This window comes from Psychrosphaera haliotis (genome assembly GCF_009728465.1).
Classification (GTDB): Bacteria; Pseudomonadota; Gammaproteobacteria; order Enterobacterales; family Alteromonadaceae; genus Psychrosphaera; species Psychrosphaera haliotis.
Genome location: NZ_WOCD01000001.1, coordinates 273,380 through 296,855, shown reverse-complemented (window position 1 = coordinate 296,855; position 23,476 = coordinate 273,380). Strand labels below are relative to the sequence as shown.

The 23,476-nt window shown below is 39.3% G+C and carries 25 protein-coding genes; 16 read left to right on the top strand and 9 right to left on the bottom strand.

Translation table 11 applies throughout. The features are described from left to right. Positions 1-31: 31 nt before the first annotated feature. The 7 genes from GNP35_RS01345 to GNP35_RS16185 all read left to right on the top strand — a co-directional run bounded on the left by GNP35_RS01345 (position 32) and on the right by GNP35_RS16185 (position 5,024). Positions 32-691 (top strand): DsbA family oxidoreductase, encoded by a 660-nt coding sequence (locus GNP35_RS01345; protein ID WP_155693815.1) that lies wholly within the window; start codon positions 32-34, stop codon positions 689-691. A gap of 88 nt (positions 692-779) precedes the next feature. Next, positions 780-1,652, top strand: a complete 873-nt coding sequence (locus tag GNP35_RS01340) for an MBL fold metallo-hydrolase (RefSeq protein ID WP_155693813.1) — start codon at positions 780-782, stop codon at positions 1,650-1,652. A 70-nt stretch (positions 1,653-1,722) separates the two neighbouring features. Beyond that, a complete protein-coding gene (locus GNP35_RS01335; RefSeq protein WP_155693811.1) occupies positions 1,723-2,529 on the top strand; it encodes a sulfite exporter TauE/SafE family protein in 807 nt (268 codons plus the stop codon). A gap of 130 nt (positions 2,530-2,659) precedes the next feature. Then, on the top strand, positions 2,660-2,908 hold the full coding sequence (locus tag GNP35_RS01330; RefSeq protein ID WP_155693810.1) for a DUF3297 family protein: 249 nt from the start codon (positions 2,660-2,662) through the stop codon (positions 2,906-2,908). 60 nt (positions 2,909-2,968) lie between these two features. Continuing rightward, positions 2,969-3,151: a hypothetical protein gene (locus GNP35_RS16190; protein ID WP_330997662.1), complete on the top strand. Its 183-nt coding sequence runs from the start codon at positions 2,969-2,971 to the stop codon at positions 3,149-3,151. A 38-nt stretch (positions 3,152-3,189) separates the two neighbouring features. Beyond that, positions 3,190-3,729, top strand: coding sequence for a phytanoyl-CoA dioxygenase family protein (locus GNP35_RS01325; protein ID WP_330997661.1), 540 nt, complete (start codon positions 3,190-3,192; stop codon positions 3,727-3,729). A 299-nt stretch (positions 3,730-4,028) separates the two neighbouring features. After that, entirely contained in the window at positions 4,029-5,024 is a 996-nt protein-coding gene (locus GNP35_RS16185) for a GGDEF domain-containing protein (RefSeq protein ID WP_330997660.1), read from the top strand. Positions 5,025-5,115: 91 nt separating this feature from the next. Here GNP35_RS16185 and GNP35_RS01315 read toward each other — a convergent pair whose 3' ends face one another. Beyond that, complete coding sequence (locus GNP35_RS01315; protein WP_155693808.1) at positions 5,116-5,814, bottom strand: putative porin; 699 nt, start codon at positions 5,812-5,814, stop codon at positions 5,116-5,118. Positions 5,815-6,110: 296 nt separating this feature from the next. Here GNP35_RS01315 and GNP35_RS01310 point away from each other — a divergent pair, with 296 nt between their 5' ends. Beyond that, complete coding sequence (locus tag GNP35_RS01310; protein WP_330997659.1) at positions 6,111-7,184, top strand: serine hydrolase domain-containing protein; 1,074 nt, start codon at positions 6,111-6,113, stop codon at positions 7,182-7,184. 132 nt (positions 7,185-7,316) lie between these two features. Then, entirely contained in the window at positions 7,317-7,652 is a 336-nt protein-coding gene (locus GNP35_RS01305) for a zinc ribbon domain-containing protein YjdM (protein ID WP_155693806.1), read from the top strand. Here the strand turns inward: GNP35_RS01305 and arsJ are convergent. The 3 genes from arsJ to GNP35_RS01290 form a co-directional block, all read right to left on the bottom strand. Next, positions 7,639-8,859 carry an organoarsenical effux MFS transporter ArsJ gene (gene arsJ, locus GNP35_RS01300; protein ID WP_155693804.1) on the bottom strand — a complete coding sequence of 407 codons (1,221 nt, stop codon included), beginning with the start codon at positions 8,857-8,859 and terminating at the stop codon, positions 7,639-7,641. The two genes, GNP35_RS01305 and arsJ, sit on opposite strands and share 14 nt — an antisense overlap. A gap of 37 nt (positions 8,860-8,896) precedes the next feature. Further along, complete coding sequence (locus GNP35_RS01295; protein ID WP_155693802.1) at positions 8,897-9,907, bottom strand: ArsJ-associated glyceraldehyde-3-phosphate dehydrogenase; 1,011 nt, start codon at positions 9,905-9,907, stop codon at positions 8,897-8,899. A gap of 139 nt (positions 9,908-10,046) precedes the next feature. Continuing rightward, positions 10,047-10,808, bottom strand: coding sequence for a metalloregulator ArsR/SmtB family transcription factor (locus tag GNP35_RS01290; RefSeq protein WP_155693800.1), 762 nt, complete (start codon positions 10,806-10,808; stop codon positions 10,047-10,049). A 232-nt stretch (positions 10,809-11,040) separates the two neighbouring features. On the opposite strand from GNP35_RS01290, the gene GNP35_RS01285 reads away from it, so the two are divergent. From GNP35_RS01285 to GNP35_RS01275, 3 genes are all read left to right on the top strand, one after another. Continuing rightward, positions 11,041-12,030: a zinc-dependent alcohol dehydrogenase family protein gene (locus GNP35_RS01285; RefSeq protein ID WP_155693798.1), complete on the top strand. Its 990-nt coding sequence runs from the start codon at positions 11,041-11,043 to the stop codon at positions 12,028-12,030. Between the two features lie 182 nt (positions 12,031-12,212). Next, a complete protein-coding gene (locus tag GNP35_RS01280) occupies positions 12,213-12,584 on the top strand; it encodes an MATE family efflux transporter (RefSeq protein ID WP_196492369.1) in 372 nt (123 codons plus the stop codon). A 28-nt stretch (positions 12,585-12,612) separates the two neighbouring features. Further along, positions 12,613-13,467 carry an MATE family efflux transporter gene (locus GNP35_RS01275; RefSeq protein WP_155693794.1) on the top strand — a complete coding sequence of 285 codons (855 nt, stop codon included), beginning with the start codon at positions 12,613-12,615 and terminating at the stop codon, positions 13,465-13,467. Here GNP35_RS01275 and GNP35_RS01270 read toward each other — a convergent pair. After that, a complete protein-coding gene (locus GNP35_RS01270; protein ID WP_196492368.1) occupies positions 13,464-14,357 on the bottom strand; it encodes a LysR substrate-binding domain-containing protein in 894 nt (297 codons plus the stop codon). The genes GNP35_RS01275 and GNP35_RS01270 overlap by 4 nt on opposite strands. Positions 14,358-14,486: 129 nt before the next feature. Here GNP35_RS01270 and GNP35_RS01265 point away from each other — a divergent pair, with 129 nt between their 5' ends. Beyond that, entirely contained in the window at positions 14,487-15,674 is a 1,188-nt protein-coding gene (locus GNP35_RS01265) for an MFS transporter (protein ID WP_155693790.1), read from the top strand. Between the two features lie 131 nt (positions 15,675-15,805). On the opposite strand, the gene GNP35_RS01260 is transcribed toward GNP35_RS01265, so the two are convergent. After that, a complete protein-coding gene (locus GNP35_RS01260) occupies positions 15,806-17,410 on the bottom strand; it encodes an ABC-F family ATPase (RefSeq protein WP_330997658.1) in 1,605 nt (534 codons plus the stop codon). Positions 17,411-17,692: 282 nt separating this feature from the next. Between GNP35_RS01260 and GNP35_RS01255 the strand changes: the two genes are divergently transcribed. After that, entirely contained in the window at positions 17,693-18,349 is a 657-nt protein-coding gene (locus GNP35_RS01255) for an NAD(P)H-dependent oxidoreductase (RefSeq protein WP_155693786.1), read from the top strand. Positions 18,350-18,402: 53 nt separating this feature from the next. Here the strand turns inward: GNP35_RS01255 and GNP35_RS01250 are convergent, their stop codons facing one another. The 3 genes from GNP35_RS01250 to GNP35_RS01240 all read right to left on the bottom strand — a co-directional run bounded on the left by GNP35_RS01250 (position 18,403) and on the right by GNP35_RS01240 (position 21,096). Beyond that, positions 18,403-19,782, bottom strand: coding sequence for a sensor domain-containing diguanylate cyclase (locus tag GNP35_RS01250; protein ID WP_155693784.1), 1,380 nt, complete (start codon positions 19,780-19,782; stop codon positions 18,403-18,405). Further along, on the bottom strand, positions 19,734-20,222 hold the full coding sequence (locus GNP35_RS01245; RefSeq protein WP_155693782.1) for a 7TMR-DISMED2 domain-containing protein: 489 nt from the start codon (positions 20,220-20,222) through the stop codon (positions 19,734-19,736). The genes GNP35_RS01250 and GNP35_RS01245 overlap by 49 nt, the downstream gene beginning before the upstream one ends. A gap of 109 nt (positions 20,223-20,331) precedes the next feature. Continuing rightward, positions 20,332-21,096, bottom strand: a complete 765-nt coding sequence (locus GNP35_RS01240; protein WP_155693780.1) for a type 2 periplasmic-binding domain-containing protein — start codon at positions 21,094-21,096, stop codon at positions 20,332-20,334. Between the two features lie 164 nt (positions 21,097-21,260). Between GNP35_RS01240 and GNP35_RS01235 the strand changes: the two genes are divergently transcribed. Further along, positions 21,261-22,211 carry an ABC transporter ATP-binding protein gene (locus GNP35_RS01235; RefSeq protein ID WP_155693778.1) on the top strand — a complete coding sequence of 317 codons (951 nt, stop codon included), beginning with the start codon at positions 21,261-21,263 and terminating at the stop codon, positions 22,209-22,211. Further along, complete coding sequence (locus tag GNP35_RS01230; RefSeq protein ID WP_155693776.1) at positions 22,211-23,449, top strand: ABC transporter permease; 1,239 nt, start codon at positions 22,211-22,213, stop codon at positions 23,447-23,449. The genes GNP35_RS01235 and GNP35_RS01230 overlap by 1 nt, the downstream gene beginning before the upstream one ends. The last annotated feature ends 27 nt before the right edge of the window (positions 23,450-23,476 follow it).

Sequence of the window (23,476 nt, the reverse complement as noted above, 5' to 3'; positions counted from 1 at the left end):
TTTACACTTTGACGAATTCGAAGGCAATGTAATGAACAATAAAATTAAATTAGACATTATTTCAGACGTTGTGTGCCCTTGGTGCATTATTGGCTACAAACACTTAGAGGCAGCCATTGAAGAGCTGAACTTATGGGACAAAGTAGAAATTGAATGGCAACCCTTTGAGTTAAACCCTGATATGCCAGTAGAAGGCGAAGAGCTTAAAGCTCACGTAGCCAGAAAGTATGGTTCAAGCAGTGAAGACAGTGATAATGCTCGTAAAAATTTAACTAAGTTAGGTGCGGACTACGGCTTTGAATTTGATTATTTTGATGGCATGAAGATAGTAAATACCTTTGATGCCCATTTGTTATTGGACTTTGCACATCAAATTGGCAAACAAACAGAGCTTAAAATGCGTTTGTTCTCTGCTTTTTTCACAGAGCGTCAAGATGTATCTCAACGAAGTGTATTGATTGAAGAGGCGGGTAAAGTTGGCATTACTGCTGAGCAATGTGAAGCTGTTTTTGCCGATGTTCAAACTCAGAACAAAGTAAGAGCATTAGAAGCTCAGTGGCGTCAAATGGGCGTAACAGGCGTACCAACCGTTTTATTTAACCGTACCAGCGGACTAACAGGTGCTCAGCCTCAAGCTACATTTAAACAAGCATTACAAGACCTTATTGCCGAGCAAGAAAATAATAAATAAGGGTTTTGTTAATTTAGGGTTTTCTAATATAGTGGTTGTTTGTATCGTTTACGCCTAAAATTTTATTTTGGTATTGAGGACACACTTTATGAGCAACAACAAATATACAATTCAAGAATTTTTGGATCATGATAGTGAGACCTTTAGTTACGTTGTTTTTGACCGTGTATCAAAACAAGCTGTAGTGATTGACCCTGTGCTTGATTTTGATTATCAGTCAGGCCGCACATCTGAAGTTGGCGTTAATAAAATCGCTGAGTATATAGATTCCAATAGTCTCTCGTTGGAGTGGGCACTAGAAACTCATGCTCATGCCGACCATATTTCTGGAGCCCCGTATTTTAAACGAAAATATGGGGCAAAAATTGGTATTGGTAGACACATTACTAAAGTTCAAGATACTTTTAAGAGCTTGTTTAATCTAGAAAAAGAGTTCTTACCTAATGGCTGCCAATTTGATCAACTGTTTGATTATGGTGATGTTATTAAGCTGGGGCAGCTGCAATTTACTGTCATGCACACCCCTGGGCACACGCCTGCAGACCTTGTTTACTTCCTAGAAAACGAAGTCATGTTTGTCGGGGATACTATTTTTATGCCGGACGTGGGTACAGCACGTTGTGACTTCCCAGGTGGCAGCGCTTCTCAACTATTCGAATCTATTCAGTTACTCTTATCAAAACCTGAAGATACCTTTATTTACGTTTGTCATGATTATCCAACTGAAGGCCGAAGTCACAGAAGTCACGTATCTGTGAAGGAGCAAAAAGAGTCTAATAAACATGTTCACGACGGCATATCGAAGGCAGAATTTATCGAAATGCGTGTAACACGGGATAAAGGGCTAGCGATGCCAAGGCTTATTTTACCCGCCATCCAATTAAACATACGTGCAGGTGAAGAGCCGCCAAAAGAAGAGAATGGAACAAGGTACTTAAAAATTCCACTCAATCAGCTTTAACTAAAACCCATTAACTAACATTGCTCAGCCAGTTAATTAACTTTTAACAGAGTTGGGTAGGAGAAATACTATGATTGTGCTCGGTTATTTCATGGCGGTAATCATGGGTATTATTTTAGGAGTCATTGGTGGCGGTGGCTCTATTCTTACAGTGCCTATCTTGGTTTACTTAATGGGCGTATCACCAGATATTGCGACGGGTTACTCACTATTATTGGTAGGTGCAACAGCCGCTTTTGGTGCGTATCGTTACTTTAAAGATGGGCTTGTTGACATTAAAGCGTCACTCTTATTCGCAGCACCTTCAATCGTTGCTGTGTATGTTACTCGCGCATTTGTAATGCCAAATATACCCGATACTTTAATTAGCTCACCTTTTGAGTTGTCGAAAAACACGGCTATCATGTTGTTTTTTGCTGCGTTGATGTTGGCTTCTGCTGTGATGATGTTAGTAAAGGCCTATAAGAGAACTCCGCCCACAAACGACGGTGTAAATTTGCAGCCAAAACAAGTTAATGTTGCGTTAATTATGTTTGAAGGTGCGGTAGTTGGATTTGTCACTGGCATATTAGGCGCAGGTGGCGGCTTCTTAATTATTCCAGCGTTGGTATTGTTTTTAGGGATGCCAATAAAGAATGCCGTAGGAGCGTCGCTATTTATTATTGCTTTAAAATCTCTTATTGGCTTTATAGGTGATTTACAAGCCGGGATCCCTTTAGAAGTTCCACTGTTACCCTTTATGTTAGTTGCAACCTTGTTAGGTATGGCGTTTTCTACCAAATTATCGAAAAAGCTAGAAGGACCGACGTTACAAAAGTTCTTTGGGCTTTTTACACTTGTTATTGCCGTTTTCATCATATCGAAAGAGCTTGTTTGAACAATCTAGAAATATTAGTTTGCACTAAAGGTCACGACTAATCCTTGAGCCATTGTTGAGTATTGACTACAATGGCGCACTTTTTTTATGTCATGCCTGTAATTGATGTGGCAAGTAGCGGAATTTTAACATGAACGACAAAACTGATTTACCAGAATTACCAAATCACTTATCTATTAATCCTCGCAGCCCACATTACAACGAGGAAGTTATTGAGCACCACATTGGTATTTTACTAAATGGCAAAGAGCGCAACGACGTTGAAGAATACTGCATTAGCGAAGGTTGGGTTAAAGTAGCGTCTGCTAAAGCTCTTGACCGTCGTGGCCAGCCTTTGTTAATTAAAATGAAAGGCACTGTAGAAGCGTTTTACAAGTAATTGTAATGGGAAGTCTTAGCGTTTGCGGACTTCTGCGTATTCTCAGTAAAAAAATAAAGTATGAATAAAAAATATAGCCAATGTCGAGATGAGTATAGCGAGGTTGGCTATTTTGTTTTACGAGACTTTTTTACACAAACCGAAATATCCTCACTAAAAACTGTGATCCTAGAGTTCCATGAACGTTGGAAAGCCGATAATCAAACCTTCTATAATGAAGAAGCCTTTAACTCTTCATTATAACGGGAAGCCAATATTTAGACGACGCAGGCAGATTGTCGTTGTTTAACTTTATTAGTTGCTCGAAACTATTAGAAGTGGTTCACACCGTTATTAAACAAAACCCTGCCTTTATGAACACTCAGTTGTTTTTTAATCCTGTAAGGCCTGAACAAAAAGACTTCTGGCATAGAGATTGTCAGTATGATCATGATTTAGAAGGTCAGAAAAAAGCAATACAAGAGACCCAAGTTGTACATTTTAGGATCCCGTTATTTGATGAGTTAGGCATGGAGTTAGTGCCTGGCAGTCATGCGCGCTGGGATAATGACCAAGAGCTTAATGTTAGAGAAGAGCTTAATGGCTATCAAAGCCATGATGACTTACCTTTAGGCAAAAAAATCCCCTTAGCAGCGGGAGACTTGTTAGTATTTTCTGCTGATATGATCCATCGCGGTATATATGGTTTAGACAGACTTGCCTTAGATGTTCTGGTATTTGACTCATCCGCGGACTTTATTGATTACGTAGACGATGACTGTTTGCCAGAACCGAAACTCCTTAAACATATTAATAATCCTGCTTATTCAAAAATACACTAAGATTAAAGTCACTTAGTCGTATTAAGAGCTTTAATCGCTTTAAGTTCGGGTATTGAATTTGCTGTTTAGTTTATCAAGTATAATTTGAAAATTCGGACGCCTTGTCTTATGTTTCATTATTAGAGACGCATATGATAGTGTGCTTGAGAGTCATTTTTTTATATAAGTCACCATTAAGGTGTTAGTCAATCTTCATGATAATAAAGTTAAGGATTACATTCACAGCGGTGTCCGCCCGCAATATAAAGATGAGACAAATCGTCGAATAATGGTAGTGAACCTGTTTTGCTGCCGTTGGCGTGTCTGTTACGTTCTTATTGGGTATCAGAGCTTTACTGGATGACAACTTTGGTTTGACTGCAATACTCGCAATGGCCAGCGCTATCTTTTTTATATCTCAGCGTATTCAAATCAAATTCGAATCGTCGACGGGACGGTTTATATCTGTCAGTCTGCTCATTGCGTGTTTAATGATATTGGTTTTAGCATTGTTAGTCACTGGTGGGGCAGATAATACTGGGCCGTTATGGATTTATTTAGTCGCGCCGGTCACCATGTTTTTCGCTGGGTTTGTAAGAGGGGTTTTGGCTTTAATTGCATTTGTTGTTGTTTGTGTAATGTTGTTTTTTGTCTATGACGACTCTCTTTTGTTAACCTCATATTCATACACCTTTAAAACGAGATTATTGTATTCATTTATAACCGTTGGCTTTCTGTCAGCATTTTACGAATACAGTCGAGAGCGAAGCTACCGCACTACATTAAAATTATCAGAACAGTTTGAGCGAATGGCTCATCATGATCACCTGACTCAATTGATGAACAGACGTGGTATTCAAACGGTACTTGAGAGTGAATATTCTAGGACACAAAGAAGTAACCGTTGCTTTTGTATTGCTATAGCCGATATCGATCACTTTAAACATATTAATGACTCGTTAGGCCATGAAAAAGGAGATGACGTGCTGGTGGCTATTTCTTCTATTTTTAAGCATCGTTTACGTAAACAAGACTTTTTGGCGCGGTGGGGTGGTGAGGAGTTCATGTTTGTATTACCTGATACGAATATAGATCAAGCTAATAAGGTATTAACCTCATTGAGACAAACGTTGAGTGCCAATCCACTTAAGATAGGTGGCAAGGAGCTGTTAGTTACCAGTAGTTTTGGCGTGTGTGAAGTAACCCAAGCGAACAACGTTTCTGATGCAATTCGAGATGCCGACAAAGCTTTATATATAGCGAAAGAACGAGGTCGAGATAGGGTAGTACAAATTGTGGAAGGCTCAGTAGTTTAATTGGTATAGCTGATAGTTTAGCTAAAAGTTTAGCTAATAAAAAAGGAGACAGCTGTCTCCCTTTTTTATACTAATTTAATATTGACTCGTATTAAAAGCGACCAGTAAGGCCAATTAAAACACCATTATCACTGCCGTCTAATAAAACATATTCAACGCGAGCAGAAATTGAAGGGGTAAAGAAGTGTTGAGCTCTGATTGTGCCGTTCACGCTTTCTTCTGAAGACAAGCTAACACCGATACTAGATTGAGGTGACCAAAAGTAGTCAGCGGCGGCAACAATGTCGCTGTCAAAGTTTTTGTAAGACACTTCAAAATTTACAAACTGGCCGTCGCCTAATGTTGCAATGTATTTTGAGCTTAATACTAACGTATCAGAAAAATCTTCTTCAGAAGCGGCAACCGACACCATCCAGTTTGGTTTTAGAAAATAACCTACTTCACCTACTAAACTTGTATCGCTATCGAAGCCATCAACGTCTACATAGACAACGTCTAAGCCAAAAAATAAGTCGTTATTATAGTAATCCCCGCCTAGCACTAAGTTAGATATGTCGCCGTCGAAGTCTGTGTAACTAACGTTTACACTAGTATTTCGACCCATGAACGCCGCTTGTGCCCACGCGGTATTATTAGTAGAAACGCTTTGAAGGTAATGCGTACCTTCTAGCTTAATTATGTTAGAGCTCTCTACGCTGAAATAGTCAACGTCTACTTGATTGTTGTAGGTGTTTGCAATTGCGCTAGAGGAAAGAAGAGATAGGCTCAGTATTAATGCACGTGTTTTCATTTTTAAATCCTTTAATTATAGATGGACCTATTGGCACCAATGAACCGTATAGATCTACGTATTGTCATTGGTGAAAGTCCATTTCGGCGCGAAGTTTACTTGTTAAGGTGATGATTTACAAGTGGTTTACTTTACACCAACTAGGTTGCTAGCCTGATAGGCGACTAGGCTACTGAATTTAGGTGTGCTTAGTTAATTTAGGCTTGATGTTGCTATTTGTATTTAGCGTAACGGTTCAAAAGTAAGACGTATCAGTTTATAGTTAGCTTCCTACCATAAAAAGTAAGACTATTTTAGTGAAAACGAGCAAAGAAAAAACGGTCAAATCAAACACACCCATTAGTATCGTAATTGCAAGATTAAGCTTATTTGTGGGGACAGTTATCTCTTTATTTTTTGTGCCTTGGGTATTAGTTTATGCTTGGCTGTTGCCTCTACCAAATACAGTTCAAGCACAGGTTGATGAAGCTATTGGGCATGGCTTTGATGGCATGATTGTTTATGTTCAAAAGGGCAGTGAACCCGCTAATTTTTATACAGGTGGCTGGAATGATCGAGCTAATAAAATACCAGCTGATCCGACATCACTTTTTAAGATTGCCAGTATCAGCAAGCTCTACGTTTCCGTTTCTATAGCTAAGCTCGCTAATGAAGGACGTCTGTCTATTGATACACCTATTTTCGAATACTTCCCTGAGCTAGTAGGTCGAATTGAAAACTTTGAGCAAATAACCATACAAATGATGACAAAACATCGCAGCGGTATTCCTAATTTTTCAAACAATCCTGAATTTTGGCTTGATCACCCTCACACCACAGATGAAAGTTTGCAATTTGCGCTAGATTTACCAGCCAGTTTTGCACCAAACGAAGGTTATGAGTACTCGAATACTAACTACTTATTATTACGTAAAATAATCGAGCAAACGGTAGGGTACAATCATTATCAATTTATAGATGAGCGCATTATTAAGCCTCTTGGGCTTCAAAATACCTACGGCTCTATTAATGATGTTAATTTAGATGACGTCATGAGTGGTTATTATGTTGGTTATGAAGAAGATCAAAAGCCACAAGATTACGGCATGATGGCCACCGCTGAAGACGTTGGGATTTTTCTTCGAGCATTAAACGACGGCTCTGTGTTTGAGGAAGGCGAAAAAGAAATTTACGACCAGTTATATGTATACGAACATGGTGGGCTGGTTGTTGGCTATCAAAGTTATGCTGAGTACCATCATGATATAGACACCGTTGTAGTGCAGTTTATTAACACAACTGATTTTGAAGGTTATGAATGGAATTTATCTGAAATTATGATCAATCGAATTGTGAAAATACTAAAAAACCAGGCAAAGTCTGAAAACTGAAAACTGAAAACTGAAAACTGAAAACTGAAAACTGAAAACTGAAAACTGCAGCTTAGACGAAAACCAACGTTTAGAGTTAAGTTTAAACCTAGGCAAAGCCAAAACTAAAGCCAAAATTTAAAAAGGAACAAAATGTCGCTCCCTCCTTGTCCAAGCTGTAAGTCTGAATTTGTATATCAAGACCAGCAACACCTTGTATGTCCTGAATGTAGTTACGAGTGGAACCCGGTTGAGATAGAAGCCGAAGAAAAGATAATAGTTAAAGACGCTAATGGCACGTTACTAAATGAAGGTGACAAAGTAACGGTGGCGAAAGACTTAAAAATAAAAGGCAGTTCCCAAGTGATAAAAGTAGGCACTAAAGCAATGATTCGCCGAATTGTGGAAGGTAAAGACCACCAACTTGATTGTAAAGTTGATGGCATTGGGGAAGTGATGGTGACAGCAAAGTTTGTTAAACGGGCTTAGCTACGTCGTTTGGTAATTTCATTGATATAAGTGTTGTAAGCGTAATAAAAACGAATGAAATGATTAGGCAATACTCAAGGCCATATTGCTGGTAAATATAACCAGATAAAATTGTGCCTATTAGTCGCCCTAATGCGTTTGCCATGTAATAAAACCCAACGTCTAAAGAGACGCCATCAGCATCGGCCATGCTCACAATAAGATAGCTATGTAACGACGAGTTGATGGCAAATAGAACCCCAAATACCATCAAACCAACAATGACAAATACTTCAACGTACCAGTTAAAGTGCAGCGAGAGCGCAATAACCAAAGGTGTAATAGCCAAAAGTGATGCCCACTTTACCGTTTGTTGCGAAGGTGATATTGGCATGTTTGTTTTTATCAATTTAGGCGCAAACGATTGCACTATGCCATATCCAATAACCCACAACGCAAGAAAGCCACCAACCTGCCAGTGATCCCAGTCGAATATTTGCGATAGGAAAACAGGCAGGGCAACAACAAACCAAACGTCTCGCGCACCAAATAAAAACAGGCGTGCAGCAGAGAGAATATTGATAGATTGGCTTTTAGAAAAAATGTCGGTGAATTTAGGTTTTGTTTTGGCTTTACCCAAATCCTTTTTAAGCACTATCATGCTGAATACCCAAACCAATGCCAATATTGACGCCATAAATATCATAGCGCCTTTAAAGCCAAGCAAGGTCAGCAGTACACCACCTAAGAAAAAGCCAATTCCTTTTAACGCATTTTTGGAGCCGGTTAAAATAGCAACCCATTTAAATAGGGTATCTTCTTGGCCCTCTGCAACGAGGGTTTTTATAGAGCTTTTGGCGCTCATTTTATTAAGATCTTTAGCTATACCCGAAAGTGCTTGAGCAACCATTACATAGACAACCGTTAGCCAACCACTAGGAACCGCGAGCATCAACAATGCAACAACTTGCAGCGCTAAACCAATATTCATGGTTTTGTTTAAGCCTAGCCTTGCACCAATCCAGCCACCGACTAAATTAGTCACAACGCCAAACACTTCATAAAACAGAAACAGCATGGCAATACTCAGTGGTGTATAACCTAACTGATGAAAGTACAAAACCACGAGCATTCTTAATGCGCCGTCGGTTAGTGTAAATGCCCAGTAGTTACCTGTTACTACTAGGTACTGTTTTATTTCTGAAGGTAGATTAGCTAGTCGTTGCATTAACTTCTATCTCTGCGTTAGGGTTTATGACTATCGTTTATTTGTTGATAGAACGTGCGACTTTTAACGCGAGTTCTGCCGTTCGGTTTGCGTAACCCCATTCGTTGTCATACCAAGTATAAATTTTAACTTGTGTACCGTTCACAACCATAGTAGACAGTGCATCAACAATGCTTGAACGAGGGTCAGTTTTGTAATCAATCGACACTAGCGGCTTTTCTTCATAACCTAAGATACCTTTTAAATCGCCTTCAGCAGCCTCTTTCATCCAACCATTTATTTCTTCGCTGGTGGTTTCACGCTCCACTTCAAATACACAGTCAGTAAGTGAAGCATTTGCTAAAGGAACTCGTACGGCATGACCATTTAATTTACCTTTTAATTCAGGGAAAATATGAGTAATAGCGGTTGCCGAGCCAGTGGTTGTTGGGATTAAACTCATGCCACATGCTCTTGCTCTACGTAGGTCTTTGTGTGGCGCGTCTAAAATAGTTTGGGTATTTGTGATGTCATGAATTGTCGTCATAGAGCCATGTTTGATACCAATCTTGTCTTGCAATACTTTCACTACAGGCGCTAGACAGTTTGTGGTGCAGGAAGCTGCTGTAACGATATCAAACTCTTCACTTGAATATAGGTGGTCGTTAACACCAAGCACAACATTTAACACACCGTCTTCTTTTACCGGAGCCGTCACAACAACTTTTTTAACACCTTGGTCAAAATAGCTTTGTAGTAGGGCTTTAGTCTTCATTTTGCCAGAAGCTTCAATAACTAAATCACATTTAGACCAATCTGTATCTGAGATGGCTTTATTTTGAGTGACGTTAATAACGTGACCATCAATTTTGATAACGCCGTCACTAGCGTTTACTTCGTTTGGCCAAATACCATGAACCGAGTCATATTTTAATAAGTGAGCGAGCGTTTCCGCATTACCTGCAGGATCATTTATGTGAATAACTTCAATGTCTTGCCAACCAAAAGCGGCGCGAAGTGTTAAGCGGCCCATACGACCAAAGCCATTAATACCTACTTTTATAGCCATATTTATCTCCAATATTTGTTCACTGATAGTTTATATAATTGTGTTTATAGCCATTTCTTAAAACGGCTAATCAAAAAATAATTTAAGATTAAGTACTTAATTTTATTTACTTTATGTACTTAGCTTTAAGTACCCAGCTTTAGGCACAGCACGTTTCAACCCGTGTTGGTCTGTCACCCATTGCATTAAGCTGAGCAAGTTCTTCATCAATAAAATGAGGCTCATTAACAATGGTTATTTTAATGACATTTTGCATCCAGTGGGGCAGGTCAGGATTAACAGAGTAGTAAACCCACTGTTGGTGCTTTCGACTGGACAATATTCCTGCTTTTTTTAGCTGCGCTAAGTGACGCGAAACTTTTGGTTGACTCTCTTCTTTTAACGCAGCCATTAACTCACATACGCATAACTCTTTTTCAACGGCAATGAGGACCAAGGTTTTTAATCGAATGTCATCTGCTAAAGATTTATAAAAGAGAGTAGGGGTAATTGGCGCTGGTTTTTGTTTTTCTTGGATCAGTAAAAACATTTTTAGTCGCGAATTGAGTTCTTGTAGCGTTTTTTCGTAAGGATTATTATCTTTTCTTGTTCGAGGTTCAGGGAAGTCCCAAGCTAAATTGTGATCGCCCGTCACTTCTGTATTGCATTCTTTTCCCGCTTTTTCACAAAGTGTAATGACATAGTCAAAATGTTCGCCAGCAAACTCACTGACGTTTTTAGAAAATAACCCGTTAATACTTAAACCAAAATGTTCGATGGCTTGGCGTGCCTGAGTGTTTATTCCCGCAGGACTAGTGCCCGCACTGTACACATCGTATTCGCCTTTGCCATGATGCTTAAGCAACGCTTCAGCCATAATTGAACGTGCTGAATTTTCTGTACATAGGAATAAAACTTTCATAACAACCTTAATATAGATAAAAAACGGTACATAATGATTTTGTTATATACTAATTTTGTTATATTGAGTTGGCAAGGCTATTTTTGTTATTTAGGCTAAAAATTGTCTGTTATTAAATTGCCGTTAAGCCATTATCAATAATCTGTTGATACTAATTGTTTAATATTGAGTATTATCAAATTTACACTAGGTGCATATACTCATTTCACTAACTCCAAACGAGGAACTTGAAATGAAAACAATGATAATAAAAGAATTTGGCGGAACAGAATTATTCGAAGCGGCTGAATTAGCAAAACCAGAAGTTAAAGCCGGACACGTTGTTGTTAAAGTGGCAGCAACAAGCGTAAATACGGTTGATATGATGATACGCCAGATGGGAACAGAATTAGGTCCTTTGGCTCCGCAACTTCCTGCGGTATTAGGTATGGACTTTGCTGGTGTTGTTGAATCAGTTGGTGAAGGTGTAACTAACTTTAACGTTGGTGAAGAAGTGTATGGTTGTGCTGGCGGACTAGCAGATTTACAAGGTGCGTTAGCTGAATTTATGTTGGCAGATGCTAAATTGATCGCGCACAAACCTAAGTCTTTAACTATGCGTGAAGCTGCGGCTATTCCATTAGTGGGCATTACTGCTTATGAAGGATTAGTACGAGCGGGTGTTACGGAAGGTCAAAAAGTATTAGTTCATGGCGGTGCTGGCGGCGTAGGACATTTAGCTGTTCAACTGGCTAAGTATTTTGGCAGTGAAGTATATGCCACTGGTGGCGACGATACTCAAGCTGCGTTGATAACTAAACTTGGTGGTACGCCAATTAATTACATTAACGAGTCAGTTGAAGATTATGTTGCAAAGCATACAGCTGGTGCTGGTTTTGATGTGGTATACGACACTATTGGTGGGCCAAACCTACAGAACTCTTTTGATGCCGCAGCCTTAAATGCGCAAGTATCTACTACAGTTTCATTAGTGGAGCTTGATTTAACTACGGCTCACTTTAAAGGCTTGTCTTTAAACGTTGTATTTATGTTGATTCCTATGTTGCATAATCACAAGCGTGAAGTGCACGGTGAAGTTTTAGCGAAACTAGCTGAAATTGTAGATGCAGGTAAATTAACACCTGTGCTAGATGAGCAGCACTTTGAGCTGGCTGATGCTGGTAAAGCACACGATCGTTTAGCAAGTGGTAAAGCGATTGGTAAAGTTGTCGTTTCGATATAATTTTTATCGCTTCTATACTGTAAGAGCCTTTCGGGGCTCTTTTTCTTTAGAATTTAGAATTTAGAATTTAGAATTTAGAATTTAGAATTTAGTGGGGGTTATTCATGTATTTCTATAAAACTCCACAATTTCTCACCTTGTACCGACAAACAATGCCCTTGCTGGTAGGACTATTGGCCATAATGGGCAGCCAGCTTATTGATAGTGCCTTTGTTGGACAATTAGGGGCGCAGCCTTTAGCCGTTTTAGGTTACTCAATTCCTATTTATCAAGTGGTGATTGGTATTCAAGTTGGTTTAGGCATTGCGGCAACAGCATCAATCTCTAACGCCTTAGGTTCAAGTAATCGAGCTTATGCAAAAAGTCTAGGCAGCATTATTCTATTAATTGGCACTATTGTCATAACATTGCTTTGTATTGGTTTATGGCTTTTTCAAGAGCCTATCGCTATTGGTTTAGGCGCGGAAACCAGAACTATTTCCTCTCTTGAACGAATATTGGTTTCCATGGTTGTTGAGCTGTTGGTTAGGCGCGATCCTTTATTTTGGTTATAGCATTTGTCGATCTCATGGCGAAACCAGAGTGCCAGGAAAAGTAATGGTGATCACGAGCGTGTTAAATGTGGTCCTAGATCCTTTGTTTATTTTTACCTTTGAAATGGGGGTGGCTGGCGCGGCGTGGGCGACATGCGTGGCATTTTTAGTGGGCTGTTTTATTATTTTCCAAGCAATTCTAAATGAACGTTTATTAACATTAATAAAAGATACAAAACAGTTTCTTCAAGGCACAAAGGCCATTATTCGGTTTACCCTTCCTGCTATGGTTGGTCAGTTTATTCCTCCTGTCGCAGCTATTGTAGTGACAATTATTATCGCATCGTTTGGAGATATTGCCGTTGGTGCGTGGGGTCTTGCAAACCGAATTGAATATTTGGCAATTATTGTGATTTTGGCATTAACTATGGCGCTACCGCCAATGATAGGAGTGATGCGAGGTCAACGCGACTATAATAAAATCCGCCAACTAGTAGAAATCTCCATCAAGGCAGTGATTCTATTGCAGTTGCTTATTGCTCTTTTGTTAGCGGTTATTTCTATGCCATTAGCAGCACTCTTAACGTCAGATGGCGCAGTAGCAAACACGTTATCTCAATACTTGTGGCTTGTGCCGCTAAGTTATGGAGCCTTAGGTGTATGTATGATTTGTGTCTCTGCCAGCAATGCGATGGGTGCTCCGACTTCAGCCTTAATAACGTCAATTGTGCGTCTATTTGTTTGTTATCTTCCGGTTGTATGGTTTGGCGCTGAATTGTTTGGTTTAACTGGGTTATTTATAGGCTCAGCGATTGGTAACCTTTTGTCTGGCTTTGCCGGTTGGGTTATTTTTATGAAGCAATTCAAAAAGCAATCGAGTCACTTTGCTGGATCTAATGCCTAGGTTAGTCTTAATCTTGGTTTAATGTAATCAATGAACGCATTAATACGCTTCGCAATAGAGGAGGATGGATAATAAACCGCATTAATAAGTTCTCTATCTAAGCTAATGGATTGAACGTAAGGTTGTAGCAATTTAACCAAACGGCCCTGTTTTATATCGTCTTCAATCATAAACGAAGACAAACAAGCAATACCATTTCCTGATAAAACCAATTGCCTAATCGTTTCTCCGCTACTTGCCGCCGTAGACGGAATGTAAGTCGGTAAGCCTTTTAATGGCCATTTGTTCAACTGCTTTATATTCGAAAACCCAATTGTCTGATGAACGTTAAGATCGCTAGGTTTTGATATCGCCTTGTTTTGAGATAAATACTGCGGACTTGCGACTATACATAAAGGACTTTTTCCTAGTATTCTGGCCTTTAATGATGAGTCTTCTAATTTCCCTATTCGAATCGCAATGTCTGTTCGTTTTTCAATGAGATCAACAAACTCCTCGCTTGAGGTTAGTTCAAGTTCAATATCTGGAAAGGCGTTTTTGAAGCCGTTAATCAAAGGGACAATTTGGTGAAGTAAAAACGGACTAGCAGCATCAACTCTTAATTTTCCCTTAGGTAATTCGCCAACTTGAGTAATAGAGCTTTCAGCCACTTGGATTTGCTCTAAGCCTTTTTTAACAGATTCAACAAACGCTTTACCGTCATCCGTTAATCGAACTTGTCGAGTCGTTCTTATAAAGATAGCAGCGCCCAATTGAGCCTCTACTTTACTAACGGAACGAGATACTCGTGCCACTTGCATATCAAGGGCATCAGCTGCAGCGGAGAACCCACCAAATTCAGCAACGGCAAGTAAGACTTCTAAATCATCGGATCTAGTTTTTAATTTCATTGTTATCATTTTTTACAAAAGTAATTTGCCAATTGTGCCGTTTATTACAAATAAATAGCAAGCAATAATGTGCGCCTTAATAAATTATGCATTTTGCATAATAACTAACTTATGTATCTGGAGAGAATAATGCCACTAGCTTTGCTCGCGTTGGCGCTAAGCGCCTTTGCAATTGGAACCACTGAATTTGTTATTGTTGGCCTATTACCAATAATGGCGGAAGATCTTAATATTACTATCCCGTCGGCAGGGTTGTTGGTCAGCCTATACGCGCTAGGAGTTGCAATTGGAGCTCCAGTATTAACTGCGTTAACAGGGCGATGGAATAGAAAAACCGTATTGTTGTCAGTAATGGCATTGTTTGTACTAGGGAATTTAGTTGCTTGGCAAGCGCCGACCTTTGAAGCGTTAATAATCGCTAGGGTCTTAACTGGACTTGCACACGGTGTATTTTTCTCAATTGGCTCCACCATCGCAACAGGGCTCGTGCCAAAAGATAAAGGCGCAAGTGCAATTGCCATTATGTTTACTGGTTTAACTGTGGCCCTAGTCACTGGTGTCCCTTTAGGCACTTACATAGGTCAATACTGGGGATGGGAAGCTACATTTTTGACCGTATCTGTACTGGGCCTTATCGCTTTAGTTGGAAGTGCTCTGCTAGTTCCTAAGGATTTGCCGCAATCGAAGCCGGTTAGTGTTATGAAACAATTTAAAGTGTTGGCTCACCCAAGGTTATTATTGGTTTATGCCATTACTGCTATTGGTTATGGCGGAACGTTTGTTGCCTTTACTTACCTCGCACCAATTCTTAAATCAGTCTCGGGCTTTGGTGACAACGCAATAGGCGTTATTCTTTTGGTTTACGGTGTATCGGTTGCCATTGGTAATATTTGGGGCGGAAAACTGGCAGATAGGCTAGGGCCAATAAAGGCATTAACTATAATTTTTGCTGGTTTAGCAGCAGTATTAATCACCTTTAGTGTTACCGCTGTGCACCCGGTTGCTGCTGTCATCACTATTTTAATCTGGGGCGGCTTTGCGTTTGGCAACGTACCAGGACTACAAATTTATGTTGTAAACCTAGCAGAAAAGTACACGCCTGATTCAGTAGATGTGGCTTCAGGTTTGAACATAGCAGCATTTAACGTAGGCATTGCATTAGGCGCATTTGGCGGTGGTATCATCGTTGAAGAATACACAATGATGGACACGCCTTGGGTTGGCGGACTAATTGTTATTGTCGCAATCGCGCTAACTCGTTTGAGTGGCTCGTTGGATAATAAGCAAAAACAGTTAAACATTAATGAATCTGCGTAGGCCTATGTGTTAAATGTTTTTAAAGCTGCGTTTATGAATAAAACCATTATTTAGATACAAAAAAGGAGCTTTCAATTAAGCTCCTTTTTTTCAACATTCAACATTCAACATTCAACATTCAAAGTGTCGTTTTATGCGGCGTTGCTTTTCATTCTTTGGCTAGCTTTATATTCTCGGTAAGAGCCGTGGAAGATGTCCATGCCTTGGTTTTTGATTTCAATAACGTGACTCGCCAATGAAGATACAAATTGTGTGTCGTGGCTAACAAAAATAAGCGTACCGTCAAAGTCTTTTAGGGCGCTATTTAATGCTTCAATGGATTCCATGTCTAAGTGGTTGGTTGGCTCATCCATAATTAATACGTTTAAGTCAGCCATCATTAGTTTACCAAACAAAAGACGATTCTTTTCACCACCAGAACAGACCTTAACTTTCTTTTCAAAGTCATCAGCGGTGAATAGTAAGCGACCCAACATAGCACGAACCTGTAGGTCATCATGCTTTTTAGTACGCCATTGGCTTAACCAATCAAATAAGCTTAAGTCACAGTCAAAGTCAGTAGTGCTGTCTTGTGGGCAATAACCAATAGTGGCATTTTCAGACCACTTTACGGTACCTTCATTCGATTTTAATTCTTCCATTAAACATCTTAGGAACGTTGTTTTACCGGCACCATTTTCACCAATAACCGCCAGTTTAGCACCGGCTTCTAATATTAGGTTGCCGTTTTGGAATAAAGGACCTTCGTCAAACCCATGACCTAACTCTTCTAAAATAAGCACTTGGCGATGAAGCTTTTTGTCTTGTTTTAACATAATAGAAGGGGTGCGTCGGCTCGACGATTTAACTTCAGATAATTCAATTTTATCTAGTTTTTTAGCACGAGAGCTTGCTTGTTTAGCCTTTGATGCATTCGCCCCAAATCGAGCAACAAACGCTGTTAGCTCTGCAATTTCAGCGCTCTTTTTATCATTTTCAGAAAGAAGCTGTTCGCGAATTAAGCTTGAAGCCGCAATAAAGTCTTCGTAATTGCCCGGGTAAATGCGCAATTCACCATAGTCAATGTCGGCCATATGTGTACAAACAGAGTTTAAAAAGTGACGGTCATGCGAAATGATGATCATGGTACATTTACGTACGTTTAATACTTCAGCAAGCCAGTTGATTGAGTGAATGTCCAAGTTGTTGGTAGGTTCATCAAGCAATAAAATATCAGGGTTTGAGAATAGCGCCTGTGCCAATAACACACGAACTTTCCAACCAGGAGCAACCTGACTCATTAAACCAAAGTGAAACTCTTCGGCAATACCAGCTTCTAATAGGATCTCACCAGCGCGTGACTCTGCAGTGTAGCCATCCATTTCGGCAAATTCAGTTTCCAAGTCGGCTACTTTCATACCGTCTTCTTCTGACATTTCAGGCAATGAATAAATACGATCGCGTTCTTTTTTAACTTCCCAAAGCTTTGTATCGCCCATAATAACGGCGTCAACTACGCTGTACTCTTCAAATGCAAACTGGTCCTGACTAAGCACACCGAGTTTATTTCCAGGCGTGATAGAAACGTTGCCTGACGTTGGTGAAAGGGCACCACTAAGGATTTTCATGAAAGTAGACTTGCCGCAACCATTTGCGCCAATTAAGCCATATCGGTTGCCATGACCAAATTGTGCTGAAATGTTTTCGAATAGTGGCGTAGCGCCAAACTGCATGGTGATATTTGCGGTAGTAATCACTAGAAATGTCCTGATGTTATGGGCGTTCAGAACACAAAACTGGTCTGTTTGCCAGTTATGCTAACTAGAGGGCGCGCACTATACAGAGTAATCACTCTAAAGTCGATGTTTAAGGCTAAATAATGCTCAATTTGTAAGCGTATTGTTTTAAGTGTGATTTATTTTGTAAAAAGCGTAATGATTAGCAATTATAAATAAAAATTGATAGTGTTTCTGTTATTAGCCTCATTGTTTTTGACTTTTCTATCCCTATTATTACGGTAAATTCTAAAGGAGAATGTGATGACACACCCAATTATTAGTGATTTAGAAAAAAGATATACGGCTAAACGATATAACAGTGATATGAAAGTATCGGCGGAAGATTTGGCTGTACTTTATGAGGCAATGCGCTTGTCACCATCGTCAATTAATTCACAGCCTTGGAAGTTTATCGTGATAGAAAGCGATGCTGCCAAACAACGCTTACATGACTCTTACGAAAATATGTTCCAGTTTAACCAGCCGCATGCGAAAGCGGCGTCTCATACAATTCTTTTTGCCTATAATCCAAAATATACTCGCGATGATTACGCCGCAGTAGTTGATAAAGGTATTGAAGATGCAAGAACGCCTAAGGAAGAGCGTGAGCAAGCATTTGGTGCGTTTGCATTTGTAGATTTAAATACAGACGAGAATGGTAATAATGCAGAATGGACAAAGGCCCAGCTTTATTTAGCGTTGGGTAATACAATGCATACGCTAGCACGCCTAGGAATAGATTCTACGCCAATGGAAGGAGTAGATAAGGATAAGTTGGGAGAGATATTTGCTGATGAGCTTGACGGTTACATTTGTGAAGTTGCGTTGGCATTTGGTTATCACCATAAAGACGAAGACTATAACGCTGCATTGCCTAAGTCTCGATTAAACATGGATAAAGTGCTAACTGTGCTGTAAATAGCACTGGTTACGAAATAGTACTGGTTACGTTAAAACAAACTTTTTAATCGTTATGTTAATAAAGTGTGTGGTTCGCTCAATGTTTGGCTTTTTTGTTGAGTCCAACCACATACTTTGTTTTTGCCAGTGTGCTTTGCTGTATAAAGGGCAATGTCGGCATAGTTGATTAGCTTTTCTGTTGTTAATGCAACTAAATTTAGGTTACCTATTTCAGGTGACTCTTGATTGCCTTCTGATCCCGCAACACCTACGCTGACAGTCAAGTGCGAGTGCATTTGTTTTATTTCCAGCTTCACATTTTGTAATGCTTTTCTAAGGCGTTCGGCTTGCACTAACGCTTGATGTTGTGTGGTTTCCGGCAAAAACAAAATAAACTCTTCACCACCCCATCTAGCAACAACATCACCTTTTCGAGCGGCTTCTTTTAGACATTTTGCTATAGAAACTAAAACCTCATCACCATAGGCGTGACCAAAGCTATCGTTGATGTTTTTGAAATCGTCTACATCAATGAGAACAATTGATGCATCTCGACTTTCTCGCACAATATTGGTCCAAATTGGCAATGTCACCTGATTAAACCCAAGGCGATTATTAACTTGCGTTAACGAGTCAGTGCGGGCAAAGCGTTCTGCAATTATTTTATCAAGTTGAGCCATTCTAAATTGGCGAGCAAGAATGACGGCCAGTAATATTGCTTCAAGTGCCACGCCTACTTCAATTACTTTAAAGGTTACATCATTGTAGGGTACTAAAAATCCACCAACCGCAAGGGTGGAAATCGTGATACAAATAGCTGCTAGTACCGATGAAAAAAGAAAGATAACAGCAAATGGTTTATCTGCCTTTAAAGCTGAAAGACCCATAGCAACAAAAAGCACCACAAATCCGCTATTTAAGATAAAAGCTAAAATGACGGAAAATGCCAATTGGTTAAAGATAAAACCAAGTAACATGCCCGCCGGGATTACTATTGTTGTTCGAGTTACAATTTTATCTAAAAGTGGAGCGTATTGTTTTGTATCTAAAAGCTGTCTAGCAAAGTGCAAACCAGCAACGCTGTAGGTAAGCATTAATGTTATATCCACCCAGTCTTGCCAATAAGGCCCAAAGTCAGGCGTGTAAACTGCGTGAATGTGTCCAGTATAAGATAAACTATTTAGTACAAATCCAATGAGGTAAAGTGCGTACAAGCCGTAAATTTTTTGCTTAACAAAGAAGAATAAAACTAGGTTATATAAACCAAGTGCGGCCATAATTCCCCATAAAATACCATATTGGTAACCCGTTGAGATATCCCGAGAAATTGCGGCGTGGCTTTCGCTAAACCTTACTGGCAATGCCATTGGACCAATAGATTCAACTCGAATTAAAATCTCTGTTATACCAGGACTATAATCATGTTCAAAACCATAAAAGCGATATTGCATAGGTCTTTCATCAAAGGGAAAACCGCGTCGCCACCGGGTATATGTCGTTGTAGTTGACCATCTTGTAGTAAATATGTGTCCACATAATCTAACCACGGTGTTTCTATCGCAAGACGATAATTAATAGAGTTGATTTGCGTATTGTTAACTTTAAACTTCAGCCAAACAGGGTCTACGCCTATTCCCAGTGCGATTGAGTCACTACTGCCTGTTTTCACTTGTGCTGAAGAAAAGTGTTGTTGCGCTTGCTGGAAAGTTAAGCGGGTGTTTTGTTCCTGAAAATATTGAATAAGCTTACCTGGAGTACCACTTTGGTAAGCTGGAATTTTGATAATAGACGATGCAGTTTCCCCTGAAGCGAAAGCATTGGCGTAACTACTTGTTAGCACTATAGATAGGAATAAAATGAGCAATTTAATACTCTGGGGAAAATACTGCATGTTTACCTTTATGACAACTTTCGCAACGTCCTGTTAAGTCAGGCTACAAAAATAATGAATAATAAAAAAGGCGGTAATTTAAACGATTTGTTATGTTTACTCAACGCATTTATGAGGCAGGGCCTACTTCTTTAGCTATTGATAGATAGGCTTCCTCAAGCTTTTTCATCACATTTCTAGCGTCTTTAACATTACTATTGAGTATAAAAAACAAGTCAAGTTCATCAATAACAATATGATTAAATTGGTTTTTGTCTGAGGTGGTTGTTATATGGTCACTGGCTACCTTGTAGGTTAACGCATATTCACCTCTTCCTTTTTCTAAAGCGGTGATAGCTCTTTGGTGATTTGATACATTAATTACTTTCTTTGACAACGAAGAGAAGGTTTCTTTTAAACCGCCATAGGTGTAGCCAGTTAGTAAGATTAGATCTTTGTTTTTTAGTTCCGCTATTGATTTGATTGGAGAGCTTGTATTTTTCCATTCAACTTGAAGTTGCAATGTAGCAACGGGCATAGCGCTAATAACAAATTGGTTTTTGTCTGTAACTAACTCTTTCACCGCGATAGAGAAGTTATTTCTGTCTTGGTTTAAATTGAAAATGGCTCGTAGATTAGGGAACTCATGAGCTTGATATTTTATGCCACTCACTATTGAGACTTTATTCATTAACGTTACTAGATCGCCAGTCGCCTGACCGTCTTCATTTAAAGAAACCAGTGGAGGAAAATCCATAAAAGCCCAATGCAACACAAATGGTGCGCTTGGTTTGCGCATAGGTTCTAACAACTTCGTATTTTCAGCTGCTATTAAAGGATTGGCTAAAAAACTAGATAATAGCATTAGCGGAAGAAACAAGAATAAACGAAGCATATGTAGTCCCTTAGTTTCATGCGTATGTTTTAGAAACGTTTTAACACATTTTAAAAATAGGTTTTTAGTGCATTTTATTACTAATTTGGCTATTTTAGAGCTCTAAAATATTGTCGATGTGACTTTAGTATAATCGCCAATTTAAAATTTAAACAGGGACGTTGATGTTAAAAGTAAACCTTCTAGAAAAACACTATCAAAACGTTACAGCCGTTAATGGCTTGTCATTTGAAGTGAGTCCAGGTGAAATATTTGCGCTGTTAGGCCCCAATGGAGCAGGAAAGTCATCACTAGTAAAAATGTTAGTGGGGTTTACGCAACCTGACAGTGGTTCCATTTTGTTATCTGACAGCTCAGAAAGCTACACATCAATCCCTTCTCATTTATTAGGCTATTTACCCGAAGATAGAGGTTTATATCCAGAAAAAACCGTAAAACAAAATTTAGAGTTTTTTGCAACATTACAAGGTGTTAGTAAAAGCGACTTTGAAGAGCGTTGCGCTTATTGGTTAGATAAATTCAGTTTAACCAGCCGAGTAGATGAACAACTTAAAGCGTTATCAAAAGGTAACCAGCAAAAGGTTCAGCTCATTAGTGCAGTTTTGCATCAACCAAAATGGGTTATTCTTGATGAGCCATTTTCAGGTTTAGACCCAATTAATCAAGAGCTAGTTGTACAGTTTTTAGCAGAGCTGAAACAACAAGGCATGACCGTAATTCTTAGTGCACACCAAATGGCAATGGTAGAGAAATTAGCTGACAGGGTTTTATTATTAAACCAAGGTTCAGCGGTTATCTACGGTGATTTGGAAGATATATTACTAGCAAAACAAGCTGCTGTGATTCATGTTCGCTACACGCCCGACCAACCTTTAGGGCCGCTGGATAATTTAAACGGTCAATATACAGTGGAACTAATCAAAGCTAATCAGTTACTTATCACACTACAGAAAGATCAGACCTTAAATGAGTTGCTGCCGCTGCTTAGTGAAATTGGCAACGTAGTTGAACTAAAAAACCAGTCGCAAACATTACATACAATTTATTTAAATGCCGTTGCGAGTCATAACTCTGAATCGAGTAATAGTGCCGTTCTTGATGAAGGAAAATCGTAATGAAAAACAATAATTCACTTAACGTCAACCTTAGGCAAAGCTGGACAGTGGCAAAATGGGAATTTTTGCACTTTTTTAAGCTTAAGCAAGAAGTTATCGGAAAGCTCATTATGTTGGCCGCCGGTTTAGTCATTTATTTTGTAGCCAATAAAAGTCAACAATTAGACGACGTATATAAAGTAGCAACGAGCCAACACTTTGAAGTGAACAAAGCTTTGCCCAATGCTGGCGCTTTTCAATTTATAAAGGTGGACAACCTGCAAGAGGTTTTAGATGCCTTATCAGAAGAAGGTGAGTTTGATGCAACGCTTGAATTGAATAAACCAAGCATTGAGTCAAAAGACTTCCAGAGTGTTGACGCTTCTATTACTACGGCTGAAAAGTCGAATTGGCAAAATCAGCTGGTCGCACTTATTAATGCAGAATTGCAGGCTGTAAAATTTGACCAACTCAACTTAACCACCGAACAGCAAGTTGCTCTGAGCATGCCAATCAATATCGATCATAAAGTTCTTGATGACTTATTAAAAAATGAAGCGGACAAAACACAAACCATCACGGCGTATGGTGTTTTATTTTTATTAGTTGTTGCAGTGTTTGGCGTATTTGGTCAGCTTTTTGTAAGTATTACCGGAGAAAAGCAAAACAGAGTTACCGAGCAATTAATGGCAACAATGACGCCACAAACATGGATAGATGGGAAACTTTTGGGGCAAATTCTATTTGCTGTAAAAACAATGGTTGGCACGCTACTTTCAATTGTCATATCGTTTTTGTTTTTCTCTGTTGTGATTAAACAACAATCATTTAACCTGAATATTATTAATTGGTCACTTTTACCTTGGTTATTTGCGTTTGCAATTGCTGGACTTTCAATATGTGCGGCGTTTATGGCGGCAATCGCTTCGGCAATAGACGATCCTAATCACAGTGGTAAAAGTGGCTTGATGATGTTGCCACTAGTTCCAGTCGCACTAACGTTCTTTTTAATAGACGCTCCAAATAGCGTTATTACTGTATTTTTAAGTTACCTGCCCATTACATCATTTGCGGTTATGCCGGTAAGAATGTCTCTGGTAGAACTAGCGGTTTGGGAACCTATTTTGTCGCTCATATTTAGCCTTGTATGTTTTTATTATTTTAGAATATTGGCGGCAAGAGTTTTCAAAATGGGCATGAATATGTATGGCAAAGAGCCGACGTTAAAAGATATGTTAAAAGTAACCTACAAAGGTTAATTAGTTAAAAAAGGAAGTAACAATGGA

Bases quoted from the DNA above. Each gene is read 5' to 3' on its own strand.
- GNP35_RS01315 (WP_155693808.1), bottom strand. From the start codon at position 5,814: ATGAAAACACGTGCATTAATACTGAGCCTATCTCTTCTTTCCTCTAGC.
- GNP35_RS01270 (WP_196492368.1), bottom strand. From the start codon at position 14,357: ATGAAATTAAAAACTAGATCCGATGATTTAGAAGTCTTACTTGCCGTT.
- GNP35_RS01280 (WP_196492369.1), top strand. From the start codon at position 12,213: ATGGGCAGCCAGCTTATTGATAGTGCCTTTGTTGGACAATTAGGGGCG.
- GNP35_RS01240 (WP_155693780.1), bottom strand. From the start codon at position 21,096: ATGCTTCGTTTATTCTTGTTTCTTCCGCTAATGCTATTATCTAGTTTT.
- GNP35_RS01285 (WP_155693798.1), top strand. From the start codon at position 11,041: ATGAAAACAATGATAATAAAAGAATTTGGCGGAACAGAATTATTCGAA.
- GNP35_RS01235 (WP_155693778.1), top strand. From the start codon at position 21,261: ATGTTAAAAGTAAACCTTCTAGAAAAACACTATCAAAACGTTACAGCC.
- GNP35_RS01345 (WP_155693815.1), top strand. From the start codon at position 32: ATGAACAATAAAATTAAATTAGACATTATTTCAGACGTTGTGTGCCCT.
- GNP35_RS01330 (WP_155693810.1), top strand. From the start codon at position 2,660: ATGAACGACAAAACTGATTTACCAGAATTACCAAATCACTTATCTATT.
- arsJ (WP_155693804.1), bottom strand. From the start codon at position 8,859: ATGCAACGACTAGCTAATCTACCTTCAGAAATAAAACAGTACCTAGTA.
- GNP35_RS01250 (WP_155693784.1), bottom strand. From the start codon at position 19,782: ATGCAATATCGCTTTTATGGTTTTGAACATGATTATAGTCCTGGTATA.
- GNP35_RS16190 (WP_330997662.1), top strand. From the start codon at position 2,969: ATGAATAAAAAATATAGCCAATGTCGAGATGAGTATAGCGAGGTTGGC.
- GNP35_RS01335 (WP_155693811.1), top strand. From the start codon at position 1,723: ATGATTGTGCTCGGTTATTTCATGGCGGTAATCATGGGTATTATTTTA.
- GNP35_RS01290 (WP_155693800.1), bottom strand. From the start codon at position 10,808: ATGAAAGTTTTATTCCTATGTACAGAAAATTCAGCACGTTCAATTATG.
- GNP35_RS01255 (WP_155693786.1), top strand. From the start codon at position 17,693: ATGACACACCCAATTATTAGTGATTTAGAAAAAAGATATACGGCTAAA.
- GNP35_RS01295 (WP_155693802.1), bottom strand. From the start codon at position 9,907: ATGGCTATAAAAGTAGGTATTAATGGCTTTGGTCGTATGGGCCGCTTA.
- GNP35_RS01230 (WP_155693776.1), top strand. From the start codon at position 22,211: ATGAAAAACAATAATTCACTTAACGTCAACCTTAGGCAAAGCTGGACA.
- GNP35_RS01245 (WP_155693782.1), bottom strand. From the start codon at position 20,222: ATGCAGTATTTTCCCCAGAGTATTAAATTGCTCATTTTATTCCTATCT.
- GNP35_RS01265 (WP_155693790.1), top strand. From the start codon at position 14,487: ATGCCACTAGCTTTGCTCGCGTTGGCGCTAAGCGCCTTTGCAATTGGA.
- GNP35_RS01305 (WP_155693806.1), top strand. From the start codon at position 7,317: ATGTCGCTCCCTCCTTGTCCAAGCTGTAAGTCTGAATTTGTATATCAA.
- GNP35_RS01340 (WP_155693813.1), top strand. From the start codon at position 780: ATGAGCAACAACAAATATACAATTCAAGAATTTTTGGATCATGATAGT.